The following is a 23,629-nucleotide window of genomic DNA, read 5'->3' on the forward strand; positions in this document are numbered from 1 at the left end:
AATGTCTGATCTGATGAAGGGCAAACGCGGCCTGATCATGGGCGTTGCCAACGACCACTCCATTGCCTGGGGTATTGCCAAGACGCTCGCCGATCACGGTGCCGAACTTGCCTTCACCTATCAGGGAGAGGCTTTCGGCCGCCGTACCAAGCCGCTGGCGGATTCCGTCGGTTCCAAGATCCTTGTGCCGTGCGACGTGGAAGACATTGCATCGGTCGACAGCGTGTTCGACACGCTGAAGGAAGAGTGGGGCAGCATCGACTTCCTGGTGCATGCGATCGCCTTTTCCGACAAGACGGAACTGCGCGGGAAATACGCCGACACCACGCGGGAGAATTTCTCCCGCACCATGCTGATCTCCTGTTTCTCCTTCACCGAGATCGCCAAGCGGGCTGCCGCTCTGATGACCAATGGCGGTTCCATGGTGACGCTGACCTATGGTGGTTCCACCAAGGTCATGCCGAACTACAACGTGATGGGCGTTGCCAAGGCCGCTCTGGAATCTTCCGTCCGTTACCTGGCGGTGGACTACGGTGAGCAGAACATCCGCGTGAACGCGATCTCCGCAGGCCCGGTTCGGACCCTTGCAGGATCCGGCGTTTCCGATGCCCGCCTGATGTTCAACTTCCAGAAGCGCAATTCTCCGCTCTGCCGGACCGTTTCCCTGGACGAAATCGGCGGAACCGGCCTCTATCTCCTGTCGGATCTTTCCGGTGGCGTGACCGGCGAAGTGCACTTTGTCGACAGTGGCTACAACATCATGTCGATGCCGCGTCTGGAAGAGCTCAAGGTTCAGGAAGTTCAGGCCGACTGAGGCCCGTCCAACAATCCGAACATGCAAAAGGCGGCCGTTGGCCGCCTTTTTTGTTCGAGAATTTCCGTTCCTTTTTCCTCAGGATGAGGGATCAGGAAACCCAGGCAATCGAGGGAGGGGGACGTCAGTCTCCGATCAGCTCGTCCGGATAGACACCGAACAGGCGGGTCTGATCCAGCCAGCCGTCATAATTCTCGCCGTTGACCCGGCACCAGCCTCCGGCACATTCGGAAACCGTCGTCAGCACGAAGGGATCCAGTTCGGCAACGATATCGGCGTCGGAGCGGGAGCGGGAGCGCAGCGGTGTGCGGTCGCTTTTTTCCCATGGGGTGACGAGAGCCGTGCGGCGGCTGGACAGCAGCGAGCGGAACACCCAGCCCTGCTTGCCTTCCCAATCGCGAATGCGGCGCCAGTTCTCGAATTCACCGACGATTTCCACGGGCAAACCGGACTGCACGAAGGTCCATGCGATATCATGTTCGCGCGAAGGCCCGATGCGCACATTGACCCGGTCGGACTTCAGACTGACAAATCTCGGCACCGGCAGGCCGCTGGCGCCGGTCGTGGTGCCCTGGGCCTGCGAAGCGACCGAAGTTGCGAGCAGACCGCACAGCAATGTCATCACAGTGAGGAAGATCCGGGTAGCCTGGAACGAGCGAGCCATATTGTCCGGTTGTCCAATTGTTATTGATCTTTGATTTGAGGCAAATCTCTACCGAAAAATTTGCGCGAAAACCAGCTTGGTCGTTTTGGCCGGTTGGCGATCCGCGGCGATTGAAACCGATCCCTTGTTTCTGCCGGACCATCTGGTAAGGAAAAGGGGTGGTCTCATCCGCTCGCGCAACGCGCAGCGTCAAAGTGGTACCGTTGAGGTTAACAAGTCCTCAACGAAGCGCGAAAGGCAATTGGTATGGCGAAAAAGAAGCCTGTCGTTGTGGTGACCCGGAAGCTTCCGGACGTGGTCGAAACACGGATGCGTGAGCTTTTCGAGACGCGTCTCAATGATAATGACAGGCCCTTCAGCCAGGCGGAACTGGTGGAAGCGGTGCGAACCGCCGATGTTCTGGTGCCGACCGTTACCGACCGGATCGACTCATCTGTCCTCTCGCAGGCTGGTGAAAACCTGAAGCTCATCGCAAATTTCGGTAATGGTGTCGACAACATCGATGTCGTGAGTGCCAACAACCGGGGAATCAATGTCACCAACACGCCTGGCGTGCTGACCGAAGACACCGCGGACATGACCATGGCGCTGATCCTGGCCGTGCCGCGTCGACTTGCCACAGGCATCAAGGCGCTGGAAGCCGGCGACTGGGCCGGCTGGTCGCCAACCTGGATGCTTGGACACCGGATCTGGGGAAAACGCCTGGGTATCATCGGCATGGGCCGTATTGGCCAGGCCGTCGCACGCCGTGCCAAGGCCTTCGGCATGTCGATCCACTATCACAACCGCCGCCGCCTTGCCGAAAGTGTCGAGGAAGAGCTTGAGGCAACCTACTGGGACAGCCTTGACCAGATGCTGGCGCGCATGGATGTCGTCTCCATCCACTGCCCGCACACGCCGGGAACGTTCCACCTTCTGTCCGCCCGACGCCTGAAGCTTCTGAAAAAGGATGCCTACGTCGTGAACACCGCCCGTGGCGAGGTGATCGACGAAAACGCCCTGATCCGGATGCTCGAGAGCGGTGAGCTTGCCGGCGCCGGTCTGGACGTGTTCGAGCACGAACCCGCGGTCAATCCGAAGCTGGCCAAGCTGGAAAGCGTTCTGCTGCTGCCGCACATGGGGTCGGCCACCATCGAGGGCCGTATCGAAATGGGCGAGAAGGTCATCATCAACATCAAGACCTTCATGGACGGACACCGCCCGCCGGATCGTGTTCTGCCGTCGATGCTTTGACCCGTTTGCGAGTCTCATGTCTTGGCTGATCGTTTCATCGGCAGCGCGGTTGCCGTGCCGGCCAGTCTCGACTGGCTGAGGGCGACCGAAACCGGCCGTATCTGGCTCGACAAGCTGCCGGTGCTGCTTGAAACCGCGTGCGAACACTTCGGACTTTCAGAAATTGGGAGCCCGTTTTCTGGCGGTAATGTATCTCTCGTCGTTCCGGCAAGACACGACGGTGAGGATGTTGTCCTCAAACTGCAGTTTCCCGATCACGAATGCCGCCACGAAGCAGAGGCACTGGGGCGCTGGAACGGCAAGGGTGCTGTTCGGCTTTTGAAGCATGCGCCGGAACTGGGCGCACTGCTGCTGGAGCGCTGCAGGCCGGGACAGTTTCTGGCCGACGACACCGAAACGGACCGGATTGGCGTTGTTGCCGGGTTGCTGCGTCTCCTGACGATCCCCGCCGGTGATCCGTTTACCCGCCTCAACGATGAAGCCGCACGGTGGCGGGATAGCCTCGACCATAACTGGATGGCTGCCGGGAAGCCTTGCGAGCAATACCTGGTGGACGCTGCGCGCAAGGCCTTGCAGGACCTTTGTCTTGAGAAAGAGACGGAACAGGTCCTGCTCCACCAGGACCTGCACGGACACAACATTCTGTCCTCTGAAAGAGATACCTGGCTTGCCATCGACCCGAAGTCTCTCGCCGGCGATCCTGCCTTTGCGCTAAGCCCGATCGTCAGGAGCTTCGAATTCGGACATTCGAAAGCCGAAGCGCGTTACCGCCTGGACCGACTGTCGGAAGAACTGGAGCTTGACCGGGAGCGGGCAAGATATTGGACCATCGGCCAGACCATGGCCTGGGCATTCAGCAGCAGCTATGCCGAACGGCACTTTGAAACAGTGCGCTGGTTGCTGGCGGACAATTGATCCACCAAATCCGTTTAAGAGGTCTTTCGAGCCTCAGCCGTTGTATTTTGACCAGATCGCGCTGTCGCCCATGCCTTCGATGAAGGCCTTGTGGGCTTCAAGTTCGCTTTCCTGCAGGAGGCGCTGCAACGGCGAGGGACGCTGGCGGGCGTTAAAGGTGCCGAGTTCGCCAGGTTCGAAGCTGGAGCCTGCAGAAGAGGTTTCTTCCTCGTCCGTCATCAGGCCAAGGGCCGTCTGGCGGCCGCCGATAAGCTCCAGATAGACTTCGGCCAGGATTTCCGCATCCAGAAGAGCGCCGTGCTTGATGCGCTTGGAGTTGTCGATGCCATAGCGAGAACACAGCGCATCCAGCGAATTCGGCCCCGATGGGTGCTTGCGGCGGGCAAGATCCAGCGTATCGAGCACCTGGGTATTCGGAATTGTGCGCCGTCCGGCCCGTTCCAGCTCCATGTTGATGAAGCCCATGTCGAAAGCCGCGTTGTGGATCACCAGCGTGGCATCGCCAACGAACTCCAGAAACTCATCCGCAACGTGCTCGAACAAGGGCTTGTCGGACAGGAACTCCGCCGACAGGCCATGAACCCGGAAAGCTTCTTCCGGCATGTCGCGCAGCGGGTTGATGTAGACATGATAGGAATTGCCCGTCGCGATGTGGTTGATCAACTCCACACCGCCGATTTCCACCAGCCGATCGCCTCCGCGCGGGTTCAGGCCTGTTGTTTCCGTATCGAACGAGATCTCGCGCATTTTTCCGCCTTTTGCCTATGGATTCACTGTGCAGCTTGCAGGGTGAGTGGCAAGAGTTGCGCGCGGTTTTCCCCGGTGTTCTGGGGTTCTGGCGTTTGATCCCAGTGCCCCCGTGCCTGTTCCCTCCAACACTTCATTCAGAGGAGCCCGGCATTGCCGGGTGTCTCGAAGGATGGGTCACTGGTTTCGGAGTATGCCACCCATCGTTCGAGACGGGCCTTACAGGCCTTCCTCAGGATGAGGGAGAAGTTGAAAAGACCTTCGGTGCAAGAGGAGATCAGAGAGACGTCACCCTGCCGCGGCCAATGCCTTCAGGATCGCTCTCACCTGCCGCTTGGCCGCTTCCATGCCCCGGCCGGTATCGACCAGGAAATGCGCGCGGCGGCGTTTTTCGGCGTCTGGCAACTGCTTGGCGAGGATCGCCTCGAACCTGTCTTCGCTCATGCCAGGCCGGGACAGGACACGGTCTCGCTGAACCTGTGCATCGGCGGTGACAACAACGACGACATCCACACGGGCCTCACCGCCGGTTTCGAACAGCAGCGGAATATCCAGCATGACGATACGCCGGTGGTCCGCCCGGGCGCGTTGCAGAAAGAGTTGCTCTTCCTCACGAACCAGGGGGTGAACGATGGCTTCGAGCTTTTTCATGGCTTCGGGTTTGCCGAGCACATGCGGAGAGAGCAGCGTACGGTCGACCTTGCCGTCCGACACCGTGCCGGGAAACGCCGCCTCGATCAGCGGCGCGGCCCGGCCCGAATAGAGCGCGTGGACCGTGGCATCGGCATCGTGCACGGGAACACCTTCGGCTGCGAACATTTTTGCCGTTGTCGATTTGCCCATGCCGATGGAGCCGGTGAGGCCGATCCGGATCACGCAGTTACTCCAAGGTCTGCGAGTATAAGGTTGCGCAGGGTGTCGTCCACTTCCGGCCGAACCCCGAACCAGCGTTCGAAAGCCGGTACGGCCTGATGCAGCAGCATGCCAAGGCCGTCCACAGTCTGGTTGCCCCGCGCCTTCGCGCTGCGCAGCAGGTCGGTTTCAAGTGGTGCATAGACTGCGTCAGTGACGATTGCCGTCTTCGGCAAGGGTGACAGATCGATTTCCAGAGGTGCCTTGCCGGCCATGCCGAGCGAAGTGGTGTTCACCAGAAGATCAGCTTCTTCAAGCACTGTCCCCAGGTTGTCCCATTCATGGGCAATTGTTCCGGAACCAAACATATCCGCAATAGCTTTTGCTTTTTCGAATGTCCGGTTGACGATATGCACTCTTGTGAATTTCCGCGAGAGCAATGCCCACACAACGGCACGTGCGGCTCCGCCTGCCCCCAGGACCACGGCAGATTCACGTGAAACGTCCCACCCGGGGGCGAGCTGATCAAGATTGCCGAGAAAGCCGAGACCATCCGTATTGGCCCCGCACAGCCGGCCGCTGTCGTCCAGCCAGATCGTGTTGGCAGCCCCCATGGATTTTGCCGCATCATCCAGCCAGTCGCAGGCCGCGGCAGCCACTTCCTTGTTCGGAACAGTGACATTTGCGCCGGACAGACCCGCGTCGGCAAAGTTCCGGTAGAAGTCCTCGGCAGTTTCCGGCGGAACGTCGACCCGGCCATATTCTCCGGCAATGCCATGCTTCTTCAACCAGTATCCATGCACCAGCGGAGAGCGGGAATGTGTGACTGGATGGCCTGTGATGGCCGCTTTTTTCACGGATCCGCTCATGTTTCGATCACCTTCAGGCTGCGCAACTCTGCCAGAAGAGGCAAAAGCGGCAGGCCAAGAATGGTGAAATAGTCGCCATCTATCTTTTCAAAAAGCTGTACGCCGAGACTTTCCAACTGATAGGCGCCGACGCTGGAAAGCACGTCCTCACCGGCCGCAGCCAGATAATGGCCAATGAAGGCCGGGCTCAGTTCGCGCATAGTCAGCCGTGCCGTGGAAACGTGGCGCCAGATTGCTTCGCCATCCTTTGAAATCACCACGGCGGAATGCAGTTCGTGGGTCTTGCCGGAAAAGGCGAGCAGTTGCCGGCGCGCAGCTTCCATGTCCTCCGGTTTTGTGCGTCTTTCACCTTCGAACGCCAGAATCTGATCGGCACCGATGACAAGATCACCGGCGCGGCGGTCACTGACGTCATTCGCCTTGGCTTCCGCCAGAACGCTTGCCAGGTCTTCCGGAGGAAAGCCTGCTTCCAGGAGCGGGGCTTCGACAACACGTTCGTCGACATCGGCCGGGTCGACCTCGATGTCGAGCCCGGCGTTTTTCAGAAGATCAGCGCGGATCCTGCTTCCGCTTGCCAAGACAAGTGCCATTTCCATCCCTTTTTTTGGTTATCCGGCGCGCCCGGTTTGTCCTCCGCCTTCCTGCCCTGATTTGAATTCCTTGAAAAGGGTCAGGATCTCCGCAGCTGTCTCCTCGACAGAACGACGCGTGACATCAATCAACGGCCAGCCATGTTCCGTGCAGAGCCTGCGGGTCATGTTGATCTCCTGGGAGATCTCCTTCCGGTCAACATACGTGTCGTTATAGCCTTCCGAATTCAATGACAGCACACGGTTGCGGCGGATTTGCTGAATGCGTTCGGCAGAAGCGATCAGACCGACAATCATCGGCTGCTTGAGTTTCTTCACATGTTCGGGCAGGGCAATGCCCGGGACCAGCGGAACGTTTGCAGCCTTGATGCCCCGGTTGGCCAGATAGATGCAGGTTGGCGTCTTGGATGTGCGCGAAATGCCGATCAGCACGATATCGGCGGATTCCAAATCGTCCCAGATCTGACCGTCATCATGCAACATGGTGTAGTTGAGCGCTTCCATCCGGCGAAAATATTCCGCATCCAGTTCATGCTGTCCGCCGACCCGGTGGGTTTGGGTGACATTGAGATAGGACTGGAAGACCGCGAAGACCGGATCCAGGATATTGACGAAGGGCACACCCAGCTCGCGGCACTTCAGTTCCAGCCGGCCGGCGATTTCCACATCGACCAGGGTATAGAGGACGATGCCGGGTGCCTTTTCGATTTCAGTGATTACCCGGTCGAGCTGCTTCTGGGAGCGCACCAACGGATAGACATGCTCGATTTCCTGCACGTTCTCGTACTGAACCGTTGCCGCACGGGCCACTGTCATCAGCGTTTCGCCGGTGGAGTCGGACACGAGATGGAGATGGAAGTAGTGTCTCGACTTGTTCACGTTGTCATCCCCAGGCCTGTTGATGATTTGGGTAAGATGTCTGCCACCCAGTGCCTAGCACGAAGTTTATGCCCGCTCAGCCGAATTTATTAACAATGCTTAAACGAGCGGAAACTGATGCCGAAACGGTTGTGCATGGATGTGGATTCACAAAGGTGCTGTGACATATCGACAGATTGTCCACCGCCGCCCAATTCCTTAACGAAACGTAAACAAGCGGACAAGTGATTGTAATTCAATTCGTAATCCTGTTATCGACTCCTGGGGAGGAAATCTGCTTAACAAGTAGCGGATTTTTTCCCGCCGAGAAAATCAGGCTGATGGATTGTGGATAGAAAATGATCCCGGTAATCCACGCACAAATAGAAAAAACAGATTCAAAATAAGAATCTTTATTGATTTGAAATGTGGGAAAGGCGACATCATGAAATCCCAAGACAGGTCCGTGATGCGGGTACTCTCCGGAGAGAAGCTCTGGCCGCCTCCCATCTGGATGATGCGTCAGGCCGGACGCTATCTTCCCGAATATCGCGAAGTGCGTTCGAAGGCGGCAAACTTTCTGGAGTTCTGCTATTCGCCCGACCTTGCAACAGAGGTCACTCTCCAGCCGATCCGCCGGTATGGTTTTGATGCAAGCATTCTGTTTTCAGACATCTTCGTCGTACCGGACGCCATCGGGTACCCGGTTCGTTTTGAAGAAGGACGTGGTCCTGTTCTGGAACCGCTGTCTTCCGATCTTCTGGATCGTCTGGAACAGGATCGTGCCGAGGATCATCTCAAACCGGTCATAGAGACGGTTTCCCGCCTGCGGGCGGAGCTGCCAGAGGAAACGACGCTGCTGGGCTTCTGTGGCGCTCCCTGGACGGTTGCCTGCTACTCCGTTGCCGGTCACACCACCCAGGACCAGGTTGCCGCCCGTGTGGGCGCCTATCGCGATCCTGACCTGATGCAGCGTTTCGTCGATCAGCTCGTCACGGCCTCGATCCGCTATCTCATCCGACAGCTGGATGCGGGCGCGGATGCGGTCCAGATTTTCGATACCTGGGCGGGTGTTCTGGATGAAGCCGGTTTCAAGCGCTGGTCGATCGAACCGACACGCCGGATCGCTGACGGTGTTCGGGCCGTGCGGCCGGATGCAAAGATCATCGGTTTCCCGAAAGCTTCCTCGGCTCGGATGATGGCATTCGTGGAAGGTACGGGTGTGGATGCGGTCGGTTTCGACTGGACGGCTCCAGACCAGGTTGCGCTCGACATTCAGAAGAAGGTCCCGATCCAGGGCAATCTGGATCCGATGCGGCTGGTGGCCGGCGGCAAGGCGCTGGAAGAGGGCGTAGCCCATATCCTGAACACCTTCGACAAGGGTCCGCTGGTCTTCAACCTGGGGCATGGTGTGACGCCGGACGCGGATCCGGAAAACGTTGCCCGCATGGTCGAGCTGGTCAGGAAGGGATAAGCGCATGGATCTCTTTCTCTGGATCAAGGCGCTCCACGTCATCTCGATCATCGCGTGGATGGCCGGCATGCTCTATCTGCCGCGGCTGTTCGTCTACCATGCGGCCACGGAAATCGGATCGGAACAGTCCGAGACCTTCAAGATCATGGAACGGCGGCTGCTCAAGGCCATCATCAATCCGGCCATGATCGCCTCCTGGGGGTTTGGCCTGTGGCTCGCCTGGGAACTTCAGGCCTGGCAGGACGGGTGGTTCCACGCCAAGTTCACGTTTGTCCTGATCATGTCCGGTGTTCACGGCCATCTCAGCAGCTGTGTGAAGAAATTCGCCCGCGACGAGAACAAAAGGTCGCAGCGTTACTACCGGATACTAAACGAAGTTCCGACTGTCCTGATGATCGGGATCGTCATCTTCGTCATCGTCAAACCGTTTTAAGCGGCACAAAACAGGCAATAGAGACAGCCGCAGACATGCGGCCGTCATTTTCACCTTTCGAATTCTAAGTGTGGCCTAAAAAACCGGCAGAATTCCGGGCTTGCGCTTTATTGCAAATCAACGTATCTTTCGCGCATCTTCATACGGCACAGTGTTCGTTTTCAATCGCTCCGCAGTCGCCGTACAATCTGGACACGCCTAAAAGTCTCTCAGATATCTTCTGGCCGACCCATCCATCCGGCGCAGAACGACCTTTCCAAACCTAAATCCATAACAACACAAAAAAAGACCCCAACTCGATGCGGGAAATGAAACTCAAAGACCTAAAAGAAAAAACACCGACAGAGCTGCTCCAAACTGCTGAGGAGCTTGAAGTCGAAAACGCCAGCACCATGCGCAAGCAGGAGCTGATGTTCGCCATCCTGAAGAACCTAGCTGCTCAGGATGTGGAGATTATCGGCGAAGGCGTCGTTGAAGTCCTTCAGGACGGCTTCGGCTTTCTCCGGTCTCCGGATGCGAACTATCTGCCGGGCCCGGACGACATTTACGTCTCGCCCTCGCAGATCCGCCGCTTTTCGCTGCGGACAGGGGACACCGTTGAAGGCCAGATCCGCAGCCCCAAAGAGGGCGAACGGTATTTTGCCCTTCTCAAAGTCAACACCATCAATTTCGAGGATCCGGAAAAGGCCCGGCACAAGGTTCACTTCGACAACCTGACGCCGCTTTATCCGGATGAACGTTTCCGGATGGAGATCGAAGATCCGACCATCAAGGATCTCTCCTCCCGCGTTATCGACCTGGTAGCGCCCCTCGGCAAAGGCCAGCGTGCGCTGATCACCGCGCCGCCGCGCACAGGTAAAACGGTGTTCCTGCAGAACATCGCGAAGTCCATCACCACCAATCATCCGGAATGCTATCTGATCGTTCTTCTGATCGATGAACGTCCGGAAGAAGTGACCGACATGCAGCGTACGGTCGACGGCGAAGTGGTTTCCTCCACGTTCGACGAACCGGCCGCCCGCCACGTGCAGGTTGCCGAAATGGTGATCGAGAAGGCCAAGCGCCTGACCGAACATGGCCGGGACGTCGTCATCCTGCTGGACTCCATCACGCGTCTGGGACGTGCGTACAACACCGTCGTTCCGTCTTCAGGCAAGGTCCTGACCGGTGGTGTGGATGCCAACGCCCTGCAGCGGCCGAAGCGCTTCTTCGGTGCGGCCCGAAACATTGAAGAGGGTGGCTCGCTGACGATCATCGCGACCGCACTAATCGATACCGGCAGCCGCATGGACGAAGTCATCTTCGAAGAGTTCAAGGGCACGGGTAACTCCGAAATCATCCTGGACCGCAAGATCTCCGACAAGCGTGTTTACCCGGCGATCGATATCCAGCGCTCCGGTACGCGTAAGGAAGAGCTTCTGGTACCGGCCGAACGTCTCAAGAAGACCTTCGTGCTGCGCCGGATCCTGAACCCGATGGGGACGGTGGATGCGATCGAGTTCCTGCTCGACAAGCTCAAGCAGACCAAGTCGAACGACGATTTCTTCGACAGCATGAACACTTGATCCCAAACGGATCGGGTTCTATTCAAAGGCGCGGCCCGCGAGGGTTCGCGCCTTTACTTTTTGTTAAGAAATAAACACCCCGCCACCGTGTTTCACGTGAATCCTGCCTTTTGTTGAATCGGACCCGTTCTGATGCCTGAAGCTTCGTTCCTGCTAGAGACTGACCGGCTCCTGCTTCGTCCATGGAAGGATGAAGACCTGGACCCATTTGCCAGGCTCTGTGCCGACCCCGAGGTGATGAGATTTTTCCCTGAGGTGCTGACGCGGGAGAAGTCAGACTTGCTGGTTGCGCGGTGCCGGGAAAAGACGGTGAAGGACGGTTTCAGCATGGCGCCGATTGAAATAAAGGAGACGGGAGAATTTCTCGGCTTTGTCGGTTTGAACGTTCCGTCCTATGCGGCGCCCCTGCCATTCGAGCCATGTGTCGAAATCGGCTGGCGCCTGAAGCGGACTGCCTGGGGGAAGGGCTATGCAGGCGAGGCTGCGCGGGAGTGGCTTCGATTCGGTTTTGAAACCATCGGTCTTGAAGAGATCGTGGCTTTCACAATCCCGGACAATCTGCCGTCGCAAAGGGTCATGGAAAAGATCGGCATGACACGTGACAGGGATGGGAACTTTCTACACCCCAGTCTTCCGGAAGGTCATCCGATCGCAAAGCATGTGCTCTATCGCCTCAAGAAGACGGATTGGATGTCCGGCCCGAAGCAAGTCTGACTTCTGTTCCGGTGTGTTGATCAGATTCACGTGAAACAGACCTGCATCGCCTAAAGTTCAGACAATGAGAAACACCTTCAAGATTGAAACCGAACGGTTGGTGCTGCGCTGTTGGGCGGAAGCGCATATTGACCCCTGTGTGCAACTTTGCGCGGACCAAGTGGTGATGCGGTACTTTCCCGATGTGCTGACCCGTGATCGGATCTTGAAGCTGATCGGGATGTTTAGGGACTGTTTTGAAAAGCACGGTGTTTTTTACGCACCGATTGAACTGAAGGCGTCAGGCGAGTTCATCGGCTTTGCCGGACTTGATGTGCACGATGAAGAGGCGCTGCCGATTGGTGGCTGTGTCGATATCGGTTGGAGGCTCAAGCGGTCAGCATGGGGCCGGGGGTTTGCTAGCGAAGCTGCTCGCGCCTGGCTTCGATTCGGCTTTGAAACCATTGGCTACGAAGAGATTGTTGCCTTCACTGTGCCTGACAACATTCCTTCGCAGAAGGTCATGACACGAATTGGCATGACGCACGATGAGAGGGGTGACTTTCAGCACCCGAAGCTTCCAGAGGGACACGCTTTCAAGCGGCACGTGCTCTACAAGATGACGAGTGACGATTGGCAAATAGGGACTGGGTAAGGGTTTATCCGCGCCGGAGATAAACCCGAGCAAAGATTCACGTGAAACAGAAACAGGTTCATGCTGGGGTCGGAATTTGTTTCACGTGAATCCGTCACGTTGAATCGGCTCCGATCCGACAGACGAAGTTTTCACCTGAGGTGAGTGTTTCTTTCTCACATTTCTTGCATGCCAAATTCGAACCCGATGTCACGCCTGATTGCAGTGGCTGGACCAGAGGACGACGGAGAAATCCCGGAAGCGGTGTTTCACGTGAATCCCCTGTTTTGAATCGGCTCCGAACTCATCGCCTACTGTTGTGTTCAGGAGCTTAACCGCCTCCACTTACATCGTGTAACGACAAGGGTGAAAGACCTCGATCTTCAGGCTTCGAACAGATTGTGAGGTTGTGACGTAGTCTCCCCAAATGAAATGCGATTCCCTCATTCAGTGTGTTTCCGTCTTGGACTCGATTTGAAGGGGGAGCAGGAACTGCCGGAGACTTGGTACACTCTGGCCGAAGCTGTGTGTGTGAGGCACGAGAACCGCGCCTGAGAGGAAAACCGCTCCTGTTCAGGACAGGTATTTTTCTGACAATTGATTCACGTGAAACAGATTGCCGTCTCGCCAGCAACTTCGATTCGGCGGCGGAATGGCGAGGCTTGTTCTTTTCCGCGGTGACGAGAGTTGATAAAGAGGCGGTCCACGACCCGACCACGAACCGGAAGGCACCATGGCTGACACGATCTTTGCGCTCTCCAGTGGAGCAGTGCCTTCGGGCGTTGCGGTGATCCGTGTGTCTGGTCCAGGTACGAGGGAGATCGTTGAGACGGTGGCTGGCAAGGTGCCACAGCCGCGGAAGACGATGCTGGCAAAGCTCCGGGATCCGGAAACGAAGGACGTTCTCGACGAGGCCCTGGTACTCTACTTTGAAGGACCTTCCAGCTTCACGGGAGAGGACGTTGCCGAGTTCCAATGCCATGGTGGACGTGCCGTGGTCTCAAGCCTTCTGTCCGTACTTTCCCGGTTTTCGAATTGCCGTCCTGCCGAGGCAGGGGAGTTCACGCGCCGCGCATTCGATCGTGGCCGTATGGATCTGACGGAAGTCGAGGGCCTGGCAGATCTCATCGCTGCAGAGACCGAGAGCCAGCGCAAGCAGGCAGTCCGTCAAATGGGTGGAGCCCTCGGCAAGCTCTATGACGACTGGAGAAAGCGTCTCATCCATATGCGCGCAATGATCGAGGCAGACTTCGATTTTGCCGATGAAGAGGATGTTCCTGGCAGCGTGGCCGATGAAGTCTGGGCGGAAGCAACCCTGCTCCATGGTGAGATTGCAGAGCACCTTGAGAAATCCCGCAGCGGCGAGCGTCTACGGTCCGGCTTGCAGGTGGTGCTGATGGGGGCACCCAATGCCGGCAAGTCCAGTCTCCTGAATGCCATCGCAGGACGGGAGGTCGCCATCGTCACGGAAGAAGCCGGAACGACCCGGGACGTGATCGAGGTTCATCTGGATCTTTCAGGGTATCCCGTGACGCTTGTCGATACCGCCGGCCTCCGGAAGACGGAGGGTGTGGTTGAGAAGGAAGGCATACGCCGGGCGGAGGAACGGGGCCGGGGAGCGGATCTCATCCTGTGGGCGGTGGAGCCTGGTGGGGTGGAACAGGACGATGTCATCGCCGGCCTTCCGGAAGACCTTCGCCGTAGCGTGCCTGTCTGGACCGTTCGAACGAAGGCTGATCTTGAGACTCTTCCGGAACAAGACTCTTCCGGAACGATCCAGGAAATTGCTTGTTCCAGCAAAAGCGCTGAAGGTATGAACCCACTTTTTTCCCGGCTTACCCGTTTTGCCGAGGAAACGATATCTGTCGGCGAAGCACCACTGGCCACCCGGGAACGGCACCGTCACTATCTCAAGGATTGTCTGTCCGGCCTGAGAGCTGCCGTGGATATGGTGCACCTGCCGGCGGAATTGCGCGCGGAAGACCTTCGCAGGGCTGCGGATGCTCTCGGGCGGATCACCGGGAGGATCGATGTCGAGGATTTGCTTGATGTGATCTTCCGGGATTTCTGTATCGGCAAGTGACCTGTTTCACGTGAATCATCTCAGGTGAACTGCGGATCGATTCTCTACCGGAACATGTTTCACGTGAATCATTTTCTCTGCCTTGGGTGCAAAATGACCAGCGCCACCAGACGATCTGTCTGCTGACCTGAATTCCGCTTTGACCTACAGCTGCGTCACACGTATAAGTCTCGGCGAACAAGTGCCGGTTTGCGCGGCCTGTGATAGTCTGGCCTAGGCTGGAGAAAGATCCCGAAAACCGAACCGGAAAAACCCGGACCCGAGGCTCTGCTGTCGGGTTTCGTGAGCGGTAGAGACTATGAACGAACTGGACCTGACATTCGATGTGGTGGTGATTGGTGGTGGTCATGCCGGCTGTGAAGCTGCAGCGGCATCGGCACGTGCTGGCGCCGCGACTGCTCTGGTCACGCATCGCTTCGATACCATCGGTGTGATGTCCTGTAACCCGGCTATTGGTGGTCTGGGGAAGGGGCACCTCGTTCGCGAGATCGATGCGCTTGATGGATTGATGGGGCGTGTTGCCGACAAGGGCGGGATACAGTTCCGCATGCTTAATCGGCGCAAGGGACCGGCGGTGCGTGGTCCGCGCGCGCAGGCAGATCGCAAGCTCTACCGGGAAGCGATGCAGCGTGAGATTGCCGCTGTCGAAGGTCTGAGCGTCGTTGAAGGTGAAGCCCACAAGATCCGGTTTGCGGGTGACAGCGAGAAGCGTTCTGTTTCGGGTATCGAACTGGCCGATGGCCGGGTGATCAACTGCCGCGCCATCGTGCTGACGAGCGGTACATTTCTCCGGGGCCTCATTCATATCGGCGACAAGAAGATACCCGCGGGACGCTCCGGCGAAGCGCCGGCACTCGGGCTGTCTGAATCGCTGGAGGAAATCGGCTTCGATCTTGGGCGTCTCAAGACAGGTACGCCCGCACGGCTGGACGGCCGGACGATCCACTGGGACAGGCTGGAAGAGCAGCCGGGCGATGACGACCCGATTCCGTTTTCTACTCTGACGGACAGGATCGAGACACCTCAGATCCCGTGCCACATCACACGCACGACGCCCGAGACCCATCGCATCATTCGTGAGAACCTTTCTCGCTCTGCTATGTATTCAGGCGAGATCAAGGGGCGGGGGCCACGCTATTGTCCGTCCATCGAAGACAAGATCGTTCGCTTCGGCGACAGGGACGGGCACCAGATTTTCCTGGAGCCGGAAGGACTGGACGATCACACCGTCTATCCGAACGGCATTTCCACATCGTTGCCGGAAGATGCGCAGATAGCGTTTCTGAAGACCATTCCGGGTCTGGAAGATGTGGTGGTGCTGCAGCCGGGTTACGCGATCGAATATGACCATGTCGACCCGCGCGAGCTGCGTCCGACACTGGAAGCCAAGCGGTGCTCTGGTCTTTACCTGGCCGGCCAGATCAACGGTACGACCGGGTATGAGGAAGCTGGGGCACAGGGTCTTGTGGCCGGGCTCAACGCCGCTCTGAAGGCTGCCGGCAAGGCGCCGTTCGTGGTTGACCGGTCCGAGGGATATATCGGTGTCATGATCGATGACCTGATCACCAGGGGCATCACCGAACCCTATCGGATGTTCACGTCGCGAGCAGAGTACCGGTTGTCCCTGCGGGCGGATAATGCGGACCAGCGCCTGACCCCTTTGGGTATCGCTATTGGGTGTGTGTCCACCACACGTAGAGAAGCCTTTGAAGACAAGATGGCCAGGATCGCCACTGCGCGGGAACTTCTGACGAGACTGACCGTGACGCCTTCCGAAGCTCAGAAGAAGGGCCTGCCTGTAAACCAGGACGGCATTCGCCGGTCTGCCTTCGATCTGCTGTCCTATCCCAATGTCACCTTCGAGGGCCTCACTGACATCTGGCCCGAACTGAAGGATATTGATCCGGCGATCGCTGAGCAGGTTGCGACAGATGCGCTTTATGCCGTTTACCTCGATCGTCAGATGGCAGATATCGAAGCCTTGAAACGCGATGAAGCCTTGTCGATCCCGGATGGTTTCGACTACGAAGCGATCATTGGTCTTTCCAATGAAGTGCGCCAGAAACTGATCGACATTCGTCCGGCCACTCTTGGCCAGGCTTCTCGCATGGATGGCATGACACCCGCCGCGCTCACGCTGATCCTGTCGCATCTGAAGCGCCAGAGCCAGAAAGGGGCTGCCTGATGGGCCGCCCGGTGATGTTGAATACCTCTGGACAGGTTGTGCATAAGTTTGGGGATGTTTCACGTGAAACGTTGGATAGACTCCAGATTTACGTCGACCTCGTTCTGAAATGGCAGCCTGCGCAAAACCTCATTGCACCGTCGACCATCCCGGATATCTGGACCCGTCACGTGGCGGATAGCCTGCAAACCCAGTGGTGTTATCCGGAAGCGCGGACCTGGGTTGACATCGGCAGCGGCGGCGGGTTTCCCGGTGTGGTGACCGCAATCCTGCTCGCCGATGAGCCGGACGCACATGTGCACATGATCGAGAGCAACCAGCGCAAGGTGGCATTTCTCAGAACGGCCTTGAGGGAGACAGGGTCCAAGGGGACAGTGCATCCTGGCCGGATCGAATCGGTTGCGAAAGATTGGAAGCATGGTCAGGTGGACGCTGTTTCTGCGCGCGCTTTGGCGTCGCTGGATCTGCTTTTTCAGCTTTCAGAGCCGTTTACGGCAGCCGGCGCAAAGGCTGTTTTCCACAAAGGTCAGGATTTTCAGCGAGAAGTTAACGAAGCTACTGCCCGTTGGCAGTTCGACATGATAGAAAAAGACAGTCTTGTTGATCCAATGAGCCGGATGCTTCTTTTCTCGAATATTTCAGCCCGGCCGGAGTAGCCAGGAAGGTGTTGTAGCAATGAGCATGCTTCCCGAAATGCCGCGCGTTCTCGCGCTAGCGAATCAGAAGGGCGGGGTGGGCAAAACCACGACCGCCATTAACCTCGGCACGGCGCTTGCGGCGATTGGCGAAAAAGTTCTGGTGATTGACCTTGACCCGCAGGGTAACGCTTCAACGGGTCTGGGTATCGAGCATCGCGACCGTGGTCTGTCGACATATGAAGTTCTGAGCGGCGACTGCTCCCTTGCAGAGGCCGTTCGCGAAACGGCGGTGCAGCGTCTTTGGGTGGCGCCGTCCACAATGGATCTGCTGGGCCTCGAGCTGGAAATCGCCTCCACGGGTGACCGGGCGTTCCGCCTGCGCAGTGCCATCGAAAACCTGACCCATTCGCGTCTGTTCCAGGAGATCGGCTTTACCTATGTGCTTGTCGACTGTCCGCCGTCACTGAACCTGCTGACGATCAATGCCTTGTCTGCGTCGCACTCCATCCTGGTGCCGCTGCAATGCGAGTTCTTCGCGCTTGAAGGTCTCAGCCAGTTGCTCAGCACGGTTGAGCAGGTCAAGAACGCGCTTAATCCTGAACTCAGCATCCATGGCATCGTTCTGACCATGTATGACAGCCGCAACAACCTCTCCAGCCAGGTGGTCGCCGATGTGCGCGAAACCATGGGTGATGCGGTTTACGAAACGATCATTCCGCGCAACGTTCGTATTTCGGAAGCTCCGTCCTATGGTAAGCCGGCGCTGCTTTACGATTTGAAATGCGCCGGCAGCCAGGCCTATCTGCGGCTTGCTTCTGAAATCATCCAGCGTGAGCGCGAACTGCGACGCGTCGCGGCATAAAGCCCGATCGATTCGGCTCCGTTTTGGCGAGCCTTGATGCATGGCGGCGAAGAGGCACAGTCGCCATGCTATATCCTATTGAAATATAAAAAGAAAAAGGTGCGGTATGGCGGAAAGAGACGTCAAGAACAAGCGTTTGGGCCGTGGTTTGGCGGCGCTGATCGGGGATTCGGCTCCCGAAGCGGCCGCACCGCCGGAAAAGATCATTCGCGACTCCCGCAGGGTGCCGATCGAACATCTGGAGCCCAACCCGCGCAACCCGCGCAAAACCTTCACCGAGAAAGACCTGGCAGATCTTTCCGAGTCCCTGAAGGCAAAAGGCATCGTCCAGCCGATCCTGGTACGTCCGGCAGCAGGGAAGGCCAATCGTTTCGAGATCATCGCCGGCGAGCGCCGCTGGCGGGCCGCACAGCGGGCCGGGCTGCACGAAGCACCGATCATCATTCGGGACGTTACCGATCAGGAAGCGCTTGAGCTCGCCATTATCGAGAACGTCCAGCGTGCCGATCTCAACCCGATCGAAGAAGCGATGGGCTATGAGCAGCTCACCGCCGAGTTTAGCTACAGCCAGGGCGAACTCGCCAAGGTGATCGGCAAGAGCCGTAGCCACGTGGCCAACACCATGCGACTGCTGAAGCTGCCGAATTCGGTAAAGGACTATCTGCACGAAGGCCTGCTCACGGCCGGTCATGCCCGGGCGCTGATCACAATCGAGGACCCGAGCGCACTTGCCGATCTGATCGTCGAAAAAGGCCTCAGCGTCCGCGAGACCGAAAAGATCGCCCAGGACCCGGATGCTCTCGCCAAACTGATGGGCCAGAAGACCCCGACCGAGAAGGCCCCGAAGGACGCCGACACCAAGGCTCTGGAAAAGCGCCTCACCGACACGCTCGGTCTGAAAGTCACCGTCGGCCACAAGCCGGGCAAGGAATCGGGTGACCTGAAAATCAAGTACACGTCGCTGGAACAGCTCGACGAGATCTGCAAGAAGCTGGGCGTTGAGACGCGCTAAGATATTGAATTTATTTTAAATTTTAGAGCCGGAGCGATTATTGCTCCGGCTTTTTTGTTTTGATTTTGCCAGCCTGTAATCCCAACATCCCTCATCCTGAGGACTGTCATCAGGCCCGTCTCGCAGAATGGCCCACATGTCCCGGTGGTTGCCGTCCATCCTTCGAGACAGCGCTTGCGCGCTTCCTCAGGATGAGGGAGGCGTGTGAGTGAACGCCAAGAATACAGGGAGACTCAGGGAGAGGAGCAGGTAAGCTCGTTAGCGCCGCTGTTGTCGCGCTCTGGCGGCTCTGCCGAGCTTCAGGAGGGCTTCGGAGAGGACGGGTACACCAAGGGCATCGTTGAGGCGGGAAATGCGTGTAGCCTCGCTCAGAATGTCCATGGCGCGTTCCAGATCCGTCAGGGACCAGATCCGCAGCTGCTGGGTGAATTTCGGCTTGCGGGAGAAGAAGATAGGCGGTCGCTGTCCATCGACGACGGCCTGGGCGTTTTTGCCCTGTTCGATATCGATTCGCATCCGGTGCAAATGTTGAAAATGCTTCAATGTCTGGTTGGCGATCACCGAGGCCTTGGAGCCGGCTTCCGCGAGCCGTTCCAGCCCGTGGTCCAGCAAGGCAAGGTCTCCCGATGCTGCAGCATCAATCAGCTCCGACATTTCGAAGGCGGATGCATCGCCGATGATAGCCTCGACATCCTCGCTGTCGATCCGGCCCTTGTTGAGGGCATAGAGGCAGAGTTTTTTCAGCTCACCGCGGCTGGCCATGCGATCACCGCCCAGCAGGCTGTGCAGTGCTGCCCGGGCTTCCCGGGTAACCGAAAGACCGGCCTCGCGGGTTTCCTCGTCGATCAACTGGTCGATGCCCCGGTCATTGTCGGCATAACAAGGCAGCGCAACGGCGCGTTTGTGCGGTTCGATCAGCTTTCTGAGGCCGACGCCCTTCTTGATGTCACCGCCCTCAAGGACCACCAGCGTCTGCCAGTCGTCCAGCTTCAGAACGGGTTCGACTGCAGGATTGAGATTGCGGGAGGAAGCATCCTTCACCCAGACGATCCTGCGGCCACCAAAAAGAGGAACGGTCAGAACTTCGTCGATCAGCCGATTCGGATCCGAACCGAGATCAGACGCATCAAGCTTGACCAGATTGAACGGATCGCTTTCGCCTTCGGAGGCCTTGTTGACGAGGCGGGTGGCGCGTTCCGATACAAGTCCGGTATCCGGACCGAAGATCAGGACAACGCCGCCAGCCTCCGGGGGATTGGCGACGAAACGGTCAATCTCCGCGGCTTTGAGGACGGTCACGGCCGTTTGCCTCCGGGGTCAGTGTTACGACTGGCTGGCGAAATAGCCGGCAATCCGGGCTGCGATATCGTCAGCAACTGCCTTGGCAACACGTTCCTGAGCATCACGATAGGCACGGGTGTTGGCAAAACGCTGGTTGGAGAAGTCGTATGAAGCGGATTTGAACGCCCGGCCGGTCATCAGGGTCTCGTCGGTCGCCAGATCGCTCAGGACGAAGGTCGAGTTCATCGTGGTCGTGTAGGCGGAAGGCACGTCGGAGAACTGTTCGACACCGACTTCCGAGCTGCCGATGTCCATCAATACCTTGAGACGATATTTCTTGGCACCAGAGCCGGCCCCACGTTCGAACCGGTAGGTCAGCTCGTTGTAGAGAACACGCGATGCATCGTCGTTGGCGTACTGGCTGGAGATGGATTCCAGGTCGATCGCCGCAAGTTCCGCCGCTACGGGAGAGGGCTGGGAACCGAAGTCGCCCGTGCTGCTGCCGTAAAGCGGGCGGACCTGACATCCGCCCAGAGCCATGGCAGCTGCCAGTCCGGCGCAAAGGGCAGCGCGCCGCAACGCGCCGCTGCTCTGGAAGAGGTTGTTAAACAACGACATTCACGATCCTTTGCGGTACCACGATAATCTTCTTCGGCGCCTTGCCTTCAAGAGCCTTCTTGACTGCGTCGAGGGCCAAGGTAGCCGCTTCGACCTCGTCTTTGGAAGCCTCTTTTGCAATCGTCAGTTCACCGCGTTTCTTTCCGTTGATCTGGATCGGGTAGGTGACGGTGTCGTCGGACAGCAGGGCCTCGTCGGCCTGCGGCCAGCTTGCTTCCGAAATCAGATTGTCATGGCCGAGTGCAGACCAGCATTCTTCTGCCAGGTGCGGCATCATCGGAGCCATCATCTGCACGAGGTAGTCGGCTGCTTCACGTACGGCATATTCGGTGCCGGCATCGGCTTCGCCCTCGTTGAAGACCTTGCTGATGGTGTTGACCAGCTCATAGAGGCGGGCCACGGCCCGGTTGAAGCCGAGGCCTTCCAGATCGGCGGAAACGGCCGCCAGGGTCTTGTGGCTGGCCCGGCGCAGATCAAGCGCCTTGCCGTCGACTTCCGGTGCCTTGCCGCCACGAGGTTCGATCTTCTCGGCAATGTCGCCAATCAGGCGCCAGACGCGCTGGACAAAACGCCAGGCACCTTGCACGCCGTCCTCGGTCCAGATCACGTCCCGCTCCGGCGGGCTGTCGGACAGCATGAACCAGCGGGCGGTATCGGCGCCGTAGGTGTCGATGATGTCGGTCGGATCGACAGTGTTCTTCTTCGACTTCGACATCTTCTCGATGGAGCCGATGGCCACATCCTTACCGGTTTCGACAAGAACCGCGCGGCGCTTGCCGTCGACATCCTCGATACGGATTTCGGACGGGGCAATCCAGCGCCCGTTCGCACCTTCGCCGACGCGATAGGTCTCGTGGGTGACCATGCCCTGTGTAAACAGGCCCTTGAACGGCTCCTTCAGATCAAGCGCACCGACCTTCTGCATCGCCCGCGTGAAGAAACGGGAATAGAGCAGGTGCAGGATGGCATGCTCGATACCGCCGATATACTGGTCCACCGGCAGCCAGCCGTTGGCGGCTTCCGGGTCGGTCGGCTGATCGCAGTCCGGCGCCGTGAAGCGGGCGAAGTACCAGGAACTGTCCACGAAGGTGTCCATGGTGTCGGATTCGCGGCGGGCAGGCTTGCCGCATTTCGGGCAGGACGTGTTGCGCCAGGTCGGGTGACGGTCGAGCGGATTACCGGGCTTGTCGAAGTTGATGTCGTCCGGCAGCTGGACCGGCAGGTTCTCGTCCTTCTCCGGTACCACACCGCAATCGTCGCAATGAATGACCGGGATCGGGCAGCCCCAGTAGCGCTGACGCGAAATGCCCCAGTCGCGCAGGCGGTAATTCACCTGGCGTTCTGCCTGGGATGCGCCGTCGACGGTGATCTCTTCCAGCTTCTTCGCCACTGCTTCCTTGGCGTCCGGAATGGAAAGGCCGTTGAGGAAGTCGGAGTTGAAGATGGTGCCGTCGTCGGTGAAAGCCTCGTCGGCTACATCAAAGGTTGCCGGATCGGCATCCTTCGGCAGCACGACGGGCGTGACAGGCAGGCCGTATTTGCGGGCGAAGTCCAGGTCGCGCTGGTCATGTGCCGGGCAGGCAAAGATGGCGCCGGTGCCATAGTCCATCAGGATGAAGTTGGCGACATATACCGGCAGCTCGATGGAGGCATCCAGCGGGTGCTTGACGCGCAGACCGGTATCGAGGCCTTTTTTCTCTGCCTTTTCAATTGCTTCTTCGGATGTACCGACCCGGCGGCACTCTTCGATGAAGGCTTTCAGCTCCGGATTGCTTTCCGCCAGCTTGGTCGAGATCGGATGATCCGGCGACAGGCCCATGAAGGACGCACCGAACAGCGTGTCCGGACGGGTGGTGAAGATTTCCAGCGTCTTGTCGCCGGTGGGCGCAGCCTCGGTGAACTCGAAGCGCACACGCAGGCCTTCGGAGCGGCCGATCCAGTTCTTCTGCATCAGGCGCACCTTGTCCGGCCAGCGGTCGAGCGTGTCGATCGCCTCCAGCAGGTCTTCCGAGTAATCGGAAATCTTGAAGAACCATTGGGTCAACTCGCGCTGCTCAACCAGAGCGCCGGAGCGCCAGCCGCGACCGTCGATTACCTGTTCGTTGGCCAGAACCGTCATGTCGACCGGGTCCCAGTTGACCTTGGCGTTCTTGCGGTAGACGAGGCCGGCCTCCAGGAACTTCAGGAAAAGCCGCTGCTGCTGGGTGTAATAGGCGACGTCGCAAGTCGCGAATTCCCGGCTCCAGTCCAGCGACAGGCCCATGATCTTGAGCTGGTCGCGCATGGTAGCGATGTTTTCGTAGGTCCAGTCCTTGGGATGAACCTTGTTCTGCATGGCCGCGTTTTCCGCCGGCATGCCGAAAGCGTCCCAGCCCATTGGATGCAGGACGTTGAAGCCCTTGGCGCGCTTGTAACGGGCAACAACATCGCCCATGGCGTAGTTGCGCACATGGCCCATGTGGATGCGGCCGGACGGATAGGGGAACATTTCAAGGACATAGTATTTGTCGCGGGGATCGTCGTTGTGGGTGACGAAGACGTCCTTGTCGTTCCAGACCTTTTGCCAGCGCGCTTCGACTTCGCGCGCATTGTACCGTTCCGTTGCCATC

The 23,629-nt window shown here is 58.3% G+C and carries 22 protein-coding genes; 13 read left to right on the forward strand and 9 right to left on the reverse strand.

Annotated features, from left to right (window positions below; genetic code table 11):
- Position 1: 1 nt before the first annotated feature.
- Positions 2-814, forward strand: a complete 813-nt coding sequence (gene fabI, locus HCG46_RS20815) for an enoyl-ACP reductase FabI (protein WP_023002452.1) — start codon at positions 2-4, stop codon at positions 812-814.
- Positions 815-938: 124 nt separating this feature from the next.
- On the opposite strand, the gene HCG46_RS20820 is transcribed toward fabI, so the two are convergent.
- On the reverse strand, positions 939-1,436 hold the full coding sequence (locus HCG46_RS20820; RefSeq protein WP_031269978.1) for an SH3 domain-containing protein: 498 nt from the start codon (positions 1,434-1,436) through the stop codon (positions 939-941).
- Between the two features lie 288 nt (positions 1,437-1,724).
- Between HCG46_RS20820 and HCG46_RS20825 the strand changes: the two genes are divergently transcribed.
- Positions 1,725-2,711 carry a D-glycerate dehydrogenase gene (locus HCG46_RS20825; RefSeq protein ID WP_023002454.1) on the forward strand — a complete coding sequence of 329 codons (987 nt, stop codon included), beginning with the start codon at positions 1,725-1,727 and terminating at the stop codon, positions 2,709-2,711.
- Between the two features lie 21 nt (positions 2,712-2,732).
- The gene (locus HCG46_RS20830; RefSeq protein ID WP_168687282.1) at positions 2,733-3,626 is read left to right on the forward strand and encodes an aminoglycoside phosphotransferase family protein; all 894 of its coding nucleotides are present in this window, start codon (positions 2,733-2,735) and stop codon (positions 3,624-3,626) included.
- 33 nt (positions 3,627-3,659) lie between these two features.
- Here HCG46_RS20830 and dnaQ read toward each other — a convergent pair whose 3' ends face one another.
- The 5 genes from dnaQ to HCG46_RS20855 form a co-directional block, all read right to left on the reverse strand.
- Entirely contained in the window at positions 3,660-4,373 is a 714-nt protein-coding gene (gene dnaQ, locus HCG46_RS20835) for a DNA polymerase III subunit epsilon (protein WP_023002456.1), read from the reverse strand.
- Positions 4,374-4,661: 288 nt separating this feature from the next.
- Positions 4,662-5,249: a dephospho-CoA kinase gene (gene coaE, locus HCG46_RS20840; protein WP_168687283.1), complete on the reverse strand. Its 588-nt coding sequence runs from the start codon at positions 5,247-5,249 to the stop codon at positions 4,662-4,664.
- Complete coding sequence (locus HCG46_RS20845) at positions 5,246-6,094, reverse strand: shikimate dehydrogenase (protein ID WP_189640157.1); 849 nt, start codon at positions 6,092-6,094, stop codon at positions 5,246-5,248. Before HCG46_RS20845 ends, coaE begins: the two co-directional genes overlap by 4 nt.
- Complete coding sequence (locus HCG46_RS20850) at positions 6,091-6,690, reverse strand: Maf-like protein (RefSeq protein WP_062486005.1); 600 nt, start codon at positions 6,688-6,690, stop codon at positions 6,091-6,093. Before HCG46_RS20850 ends, HCG46_RS20845 begins: the two co-directional genes overlap by 4 nt.
- Before the next feature lie 12 nt (positions 6,691-6,702).
- The gene (locus HCG46_RS20855) at positions 6,703-7,563 is read right to left on the reverse strand and encodes a pyruvate, water dikinase regulatory protein (protein WP_168687284.1); all 861 of its coding nucleotides are present in this window, start codon (positions 7,561-7,563) and stop codon (positions 6,703-6,705) included.
- A gap of 424 nt (positions 7,564-7,987) precedes the next feature.
- On the opposite strand from HCG46_RS20855, the gene hemE reads away from it, so the two are divergent.
- The 10 genes from hemE (at position 7,988) to HCG46_RS20905 (ending at position 19,121) form a co-directional block, all read left to right on the forward strand.
- Positions 7,988-9,016, forward strand: a complete 1,029-nt coding sequence (gene hemE / locus HCG46_RS20860; protein ID WP_168687285.1) for a uroporphyrinogen decarboxylase — start codon at positions 7,988-7,990, stop codon at positions 9,014-9,016.
- Between the two features lie 4 nt (positions 9,017-9,020).
- Positions 9,021-9,449, forward strand: coding sequence for a protoporphyrinogen oxidase HemJ (gene hemJ, locus HCG46_RS20865; RefSeq protein ID WP_023002462.1), 429 nt, complete (start codon positions 9,021-9,023; stop codon positions 9,447-9,449).
- 299 nt (positions 9,450-9,748) lie between these two features.
- Positions 9,749-11,014: a transcription termination factor Rho gene (gene rho, locus HCG46_RS20870; RefSeq protein WP_023002463.1), complete on the forward strand. Its 1,266-nt coding sequence runs from the start codon at positions 9,749-9,751 to the stop codon at positions 11,012-11,014.
- Positions 11,015-11,146: 132 nt separating this feature from the next.
- Positions 11,147-11,728 carry a GNAT family N-acetyltransferase gene (locus HCG46_RS20875; RefSeq protein ID WP_168687286.1) on the forward strand — a complete coding sequence of 194 codons (582 nt, stop codon included), beginning with the start codon at positions 11,147-11,149 and terminating at the stop codon, positions 11,726-11,728.
- 64 nt (positions 11,729-11,792) lie between these two features.
- Complete coding sequence (locus tag HCG46_RS20880; RefSeq protein WP_168687287.1) at positions 11,793-12,362, forward strand: GNAT family N-acetyltransferase; 570 nt, start codon at positions 11,793-11,795, stop codon at positions 12,360-12,362.
- Between the two features lie 712 nt (positions 12,363-13,074).
- Entirely contained in the window at positions 13,075-14,424 is a 1,350-nt protein-coding gene (mnmE, locus tag HCG46_RS20885; protein ID WP_168687288.1) for a tRNA uridine-5-carboxymethylaminomethyl(34) synthesis GTPase MnmE, read from the forward strand.
- A 298-nt stretch (positions 14,425-14,722) separates the two neighbouring features.
- Complete coding sequence (gene mnmG / locus HCG46_RS20890) at positions 14,723-16,609, forward strand: tRNA uridine-5-carboxymethylaminomethyl(34) synthesis enzyme MnmG (protein WP_168687289.1); 1,887 nt, start codon at positions 14,723-14,725, stop codon at positions 16,607-16,609.
- Positions 16,610-16,623: 14 nt separating this feature from the next.
- Positions 16,624-17,265 carry a 16S rRNA (guanine(527)-N(7))-methyltransferase RsmG gene (gene rsmG, locus HCG46_RS20895; protein ID WP_031269986.1) on the forward strand — a complete coding sequence of 214 codons (642 nt, stop codon included), beginning with the start codon at positions 16,624-16,626 and terminating at the stop codon, positions 17,263-17,265.
- Positions 17,266-17,284: 19 nt separating this feature from the next.
- The gene (locus HCG46_RS20900) at positions 17,285-18,109 is read left to right on the forward strand and encodes a ParA family protein (protein WP_023002468.1); all 825 of its coding nucleotides are present in this window, start codon (positions 17,285-17,287) and stop codon (positions 18,107-18,109) included.
- Positions 18,110-18,215: 106 nt separating this feature from the next.
- On the forward strand, positions 18,216-19,121 hold the full coding sequence (locus HCG46_RS20905; RefSeq protein ID WP_055660242.1) for a ParB/RepB/Spo0J family partition protein: 906 nt from the start codon (positions 18,216-18,218) through the stop codon (positions 19,119-19,121).
- 258 nt (positions 19,122-19,379) lie between these two features.
- Here HCG46_RS20905 and holA read toward each other — a convergent pair whose 3' ends face one another.
- From holA to leuS, 3 genes are read right to left on the reverse strand one after another with little or no spacing between them, the layout of a single operon-like run.
- Positions 19,380-20,420: a DNA polymerase III subunit delta gene (gene holA / locus HCG46_RS20910; RefSeq protein ID WP_055660240.1), complete on the reverse strand. Its 1,041-nt coding sequence runs from the start codon at positions 20,418-20,420 to the stop codon at positions 19,380-19,382.
- A gap of 24 nt (positions 20,421-20,444) precedes the next feature.
- Complete coding sequence (locus tag HCG46_RS20915; RefSeq protein WP_031269989.1) at positions 20,445-21,020, reverse strand: hypothetical protein; 576 nt, start codon at positions 21,018-21,020, stop codon at positions 20,445-20,447.
- Entirely contained in the window at positions 21,007-23,628 is a 2,622-nt protein-coding gene (gene leuS, locus HCG46_RS20920) for a leucine--tRNA ligase (RefSeq protein WP_168687290.1), read from the reverse strand. The genes HCG46_RS20915 and leuS overlap by 14 nt, the downstream gene beginning before the upstream one ends.
- Between the last annotated feature and the right edge of the window lies 1 nt (position 23,629).

It is taken from the genome of Labrenzia sp. PO1 (assembly GCF_012273635.1).
GTDB classification, from domain to species: Bacteria; Pseudomonadota; Alphaproteobacteria; order Rhizobiales; family Stappiaceae; genus Roseibium; species Roseibium algicola.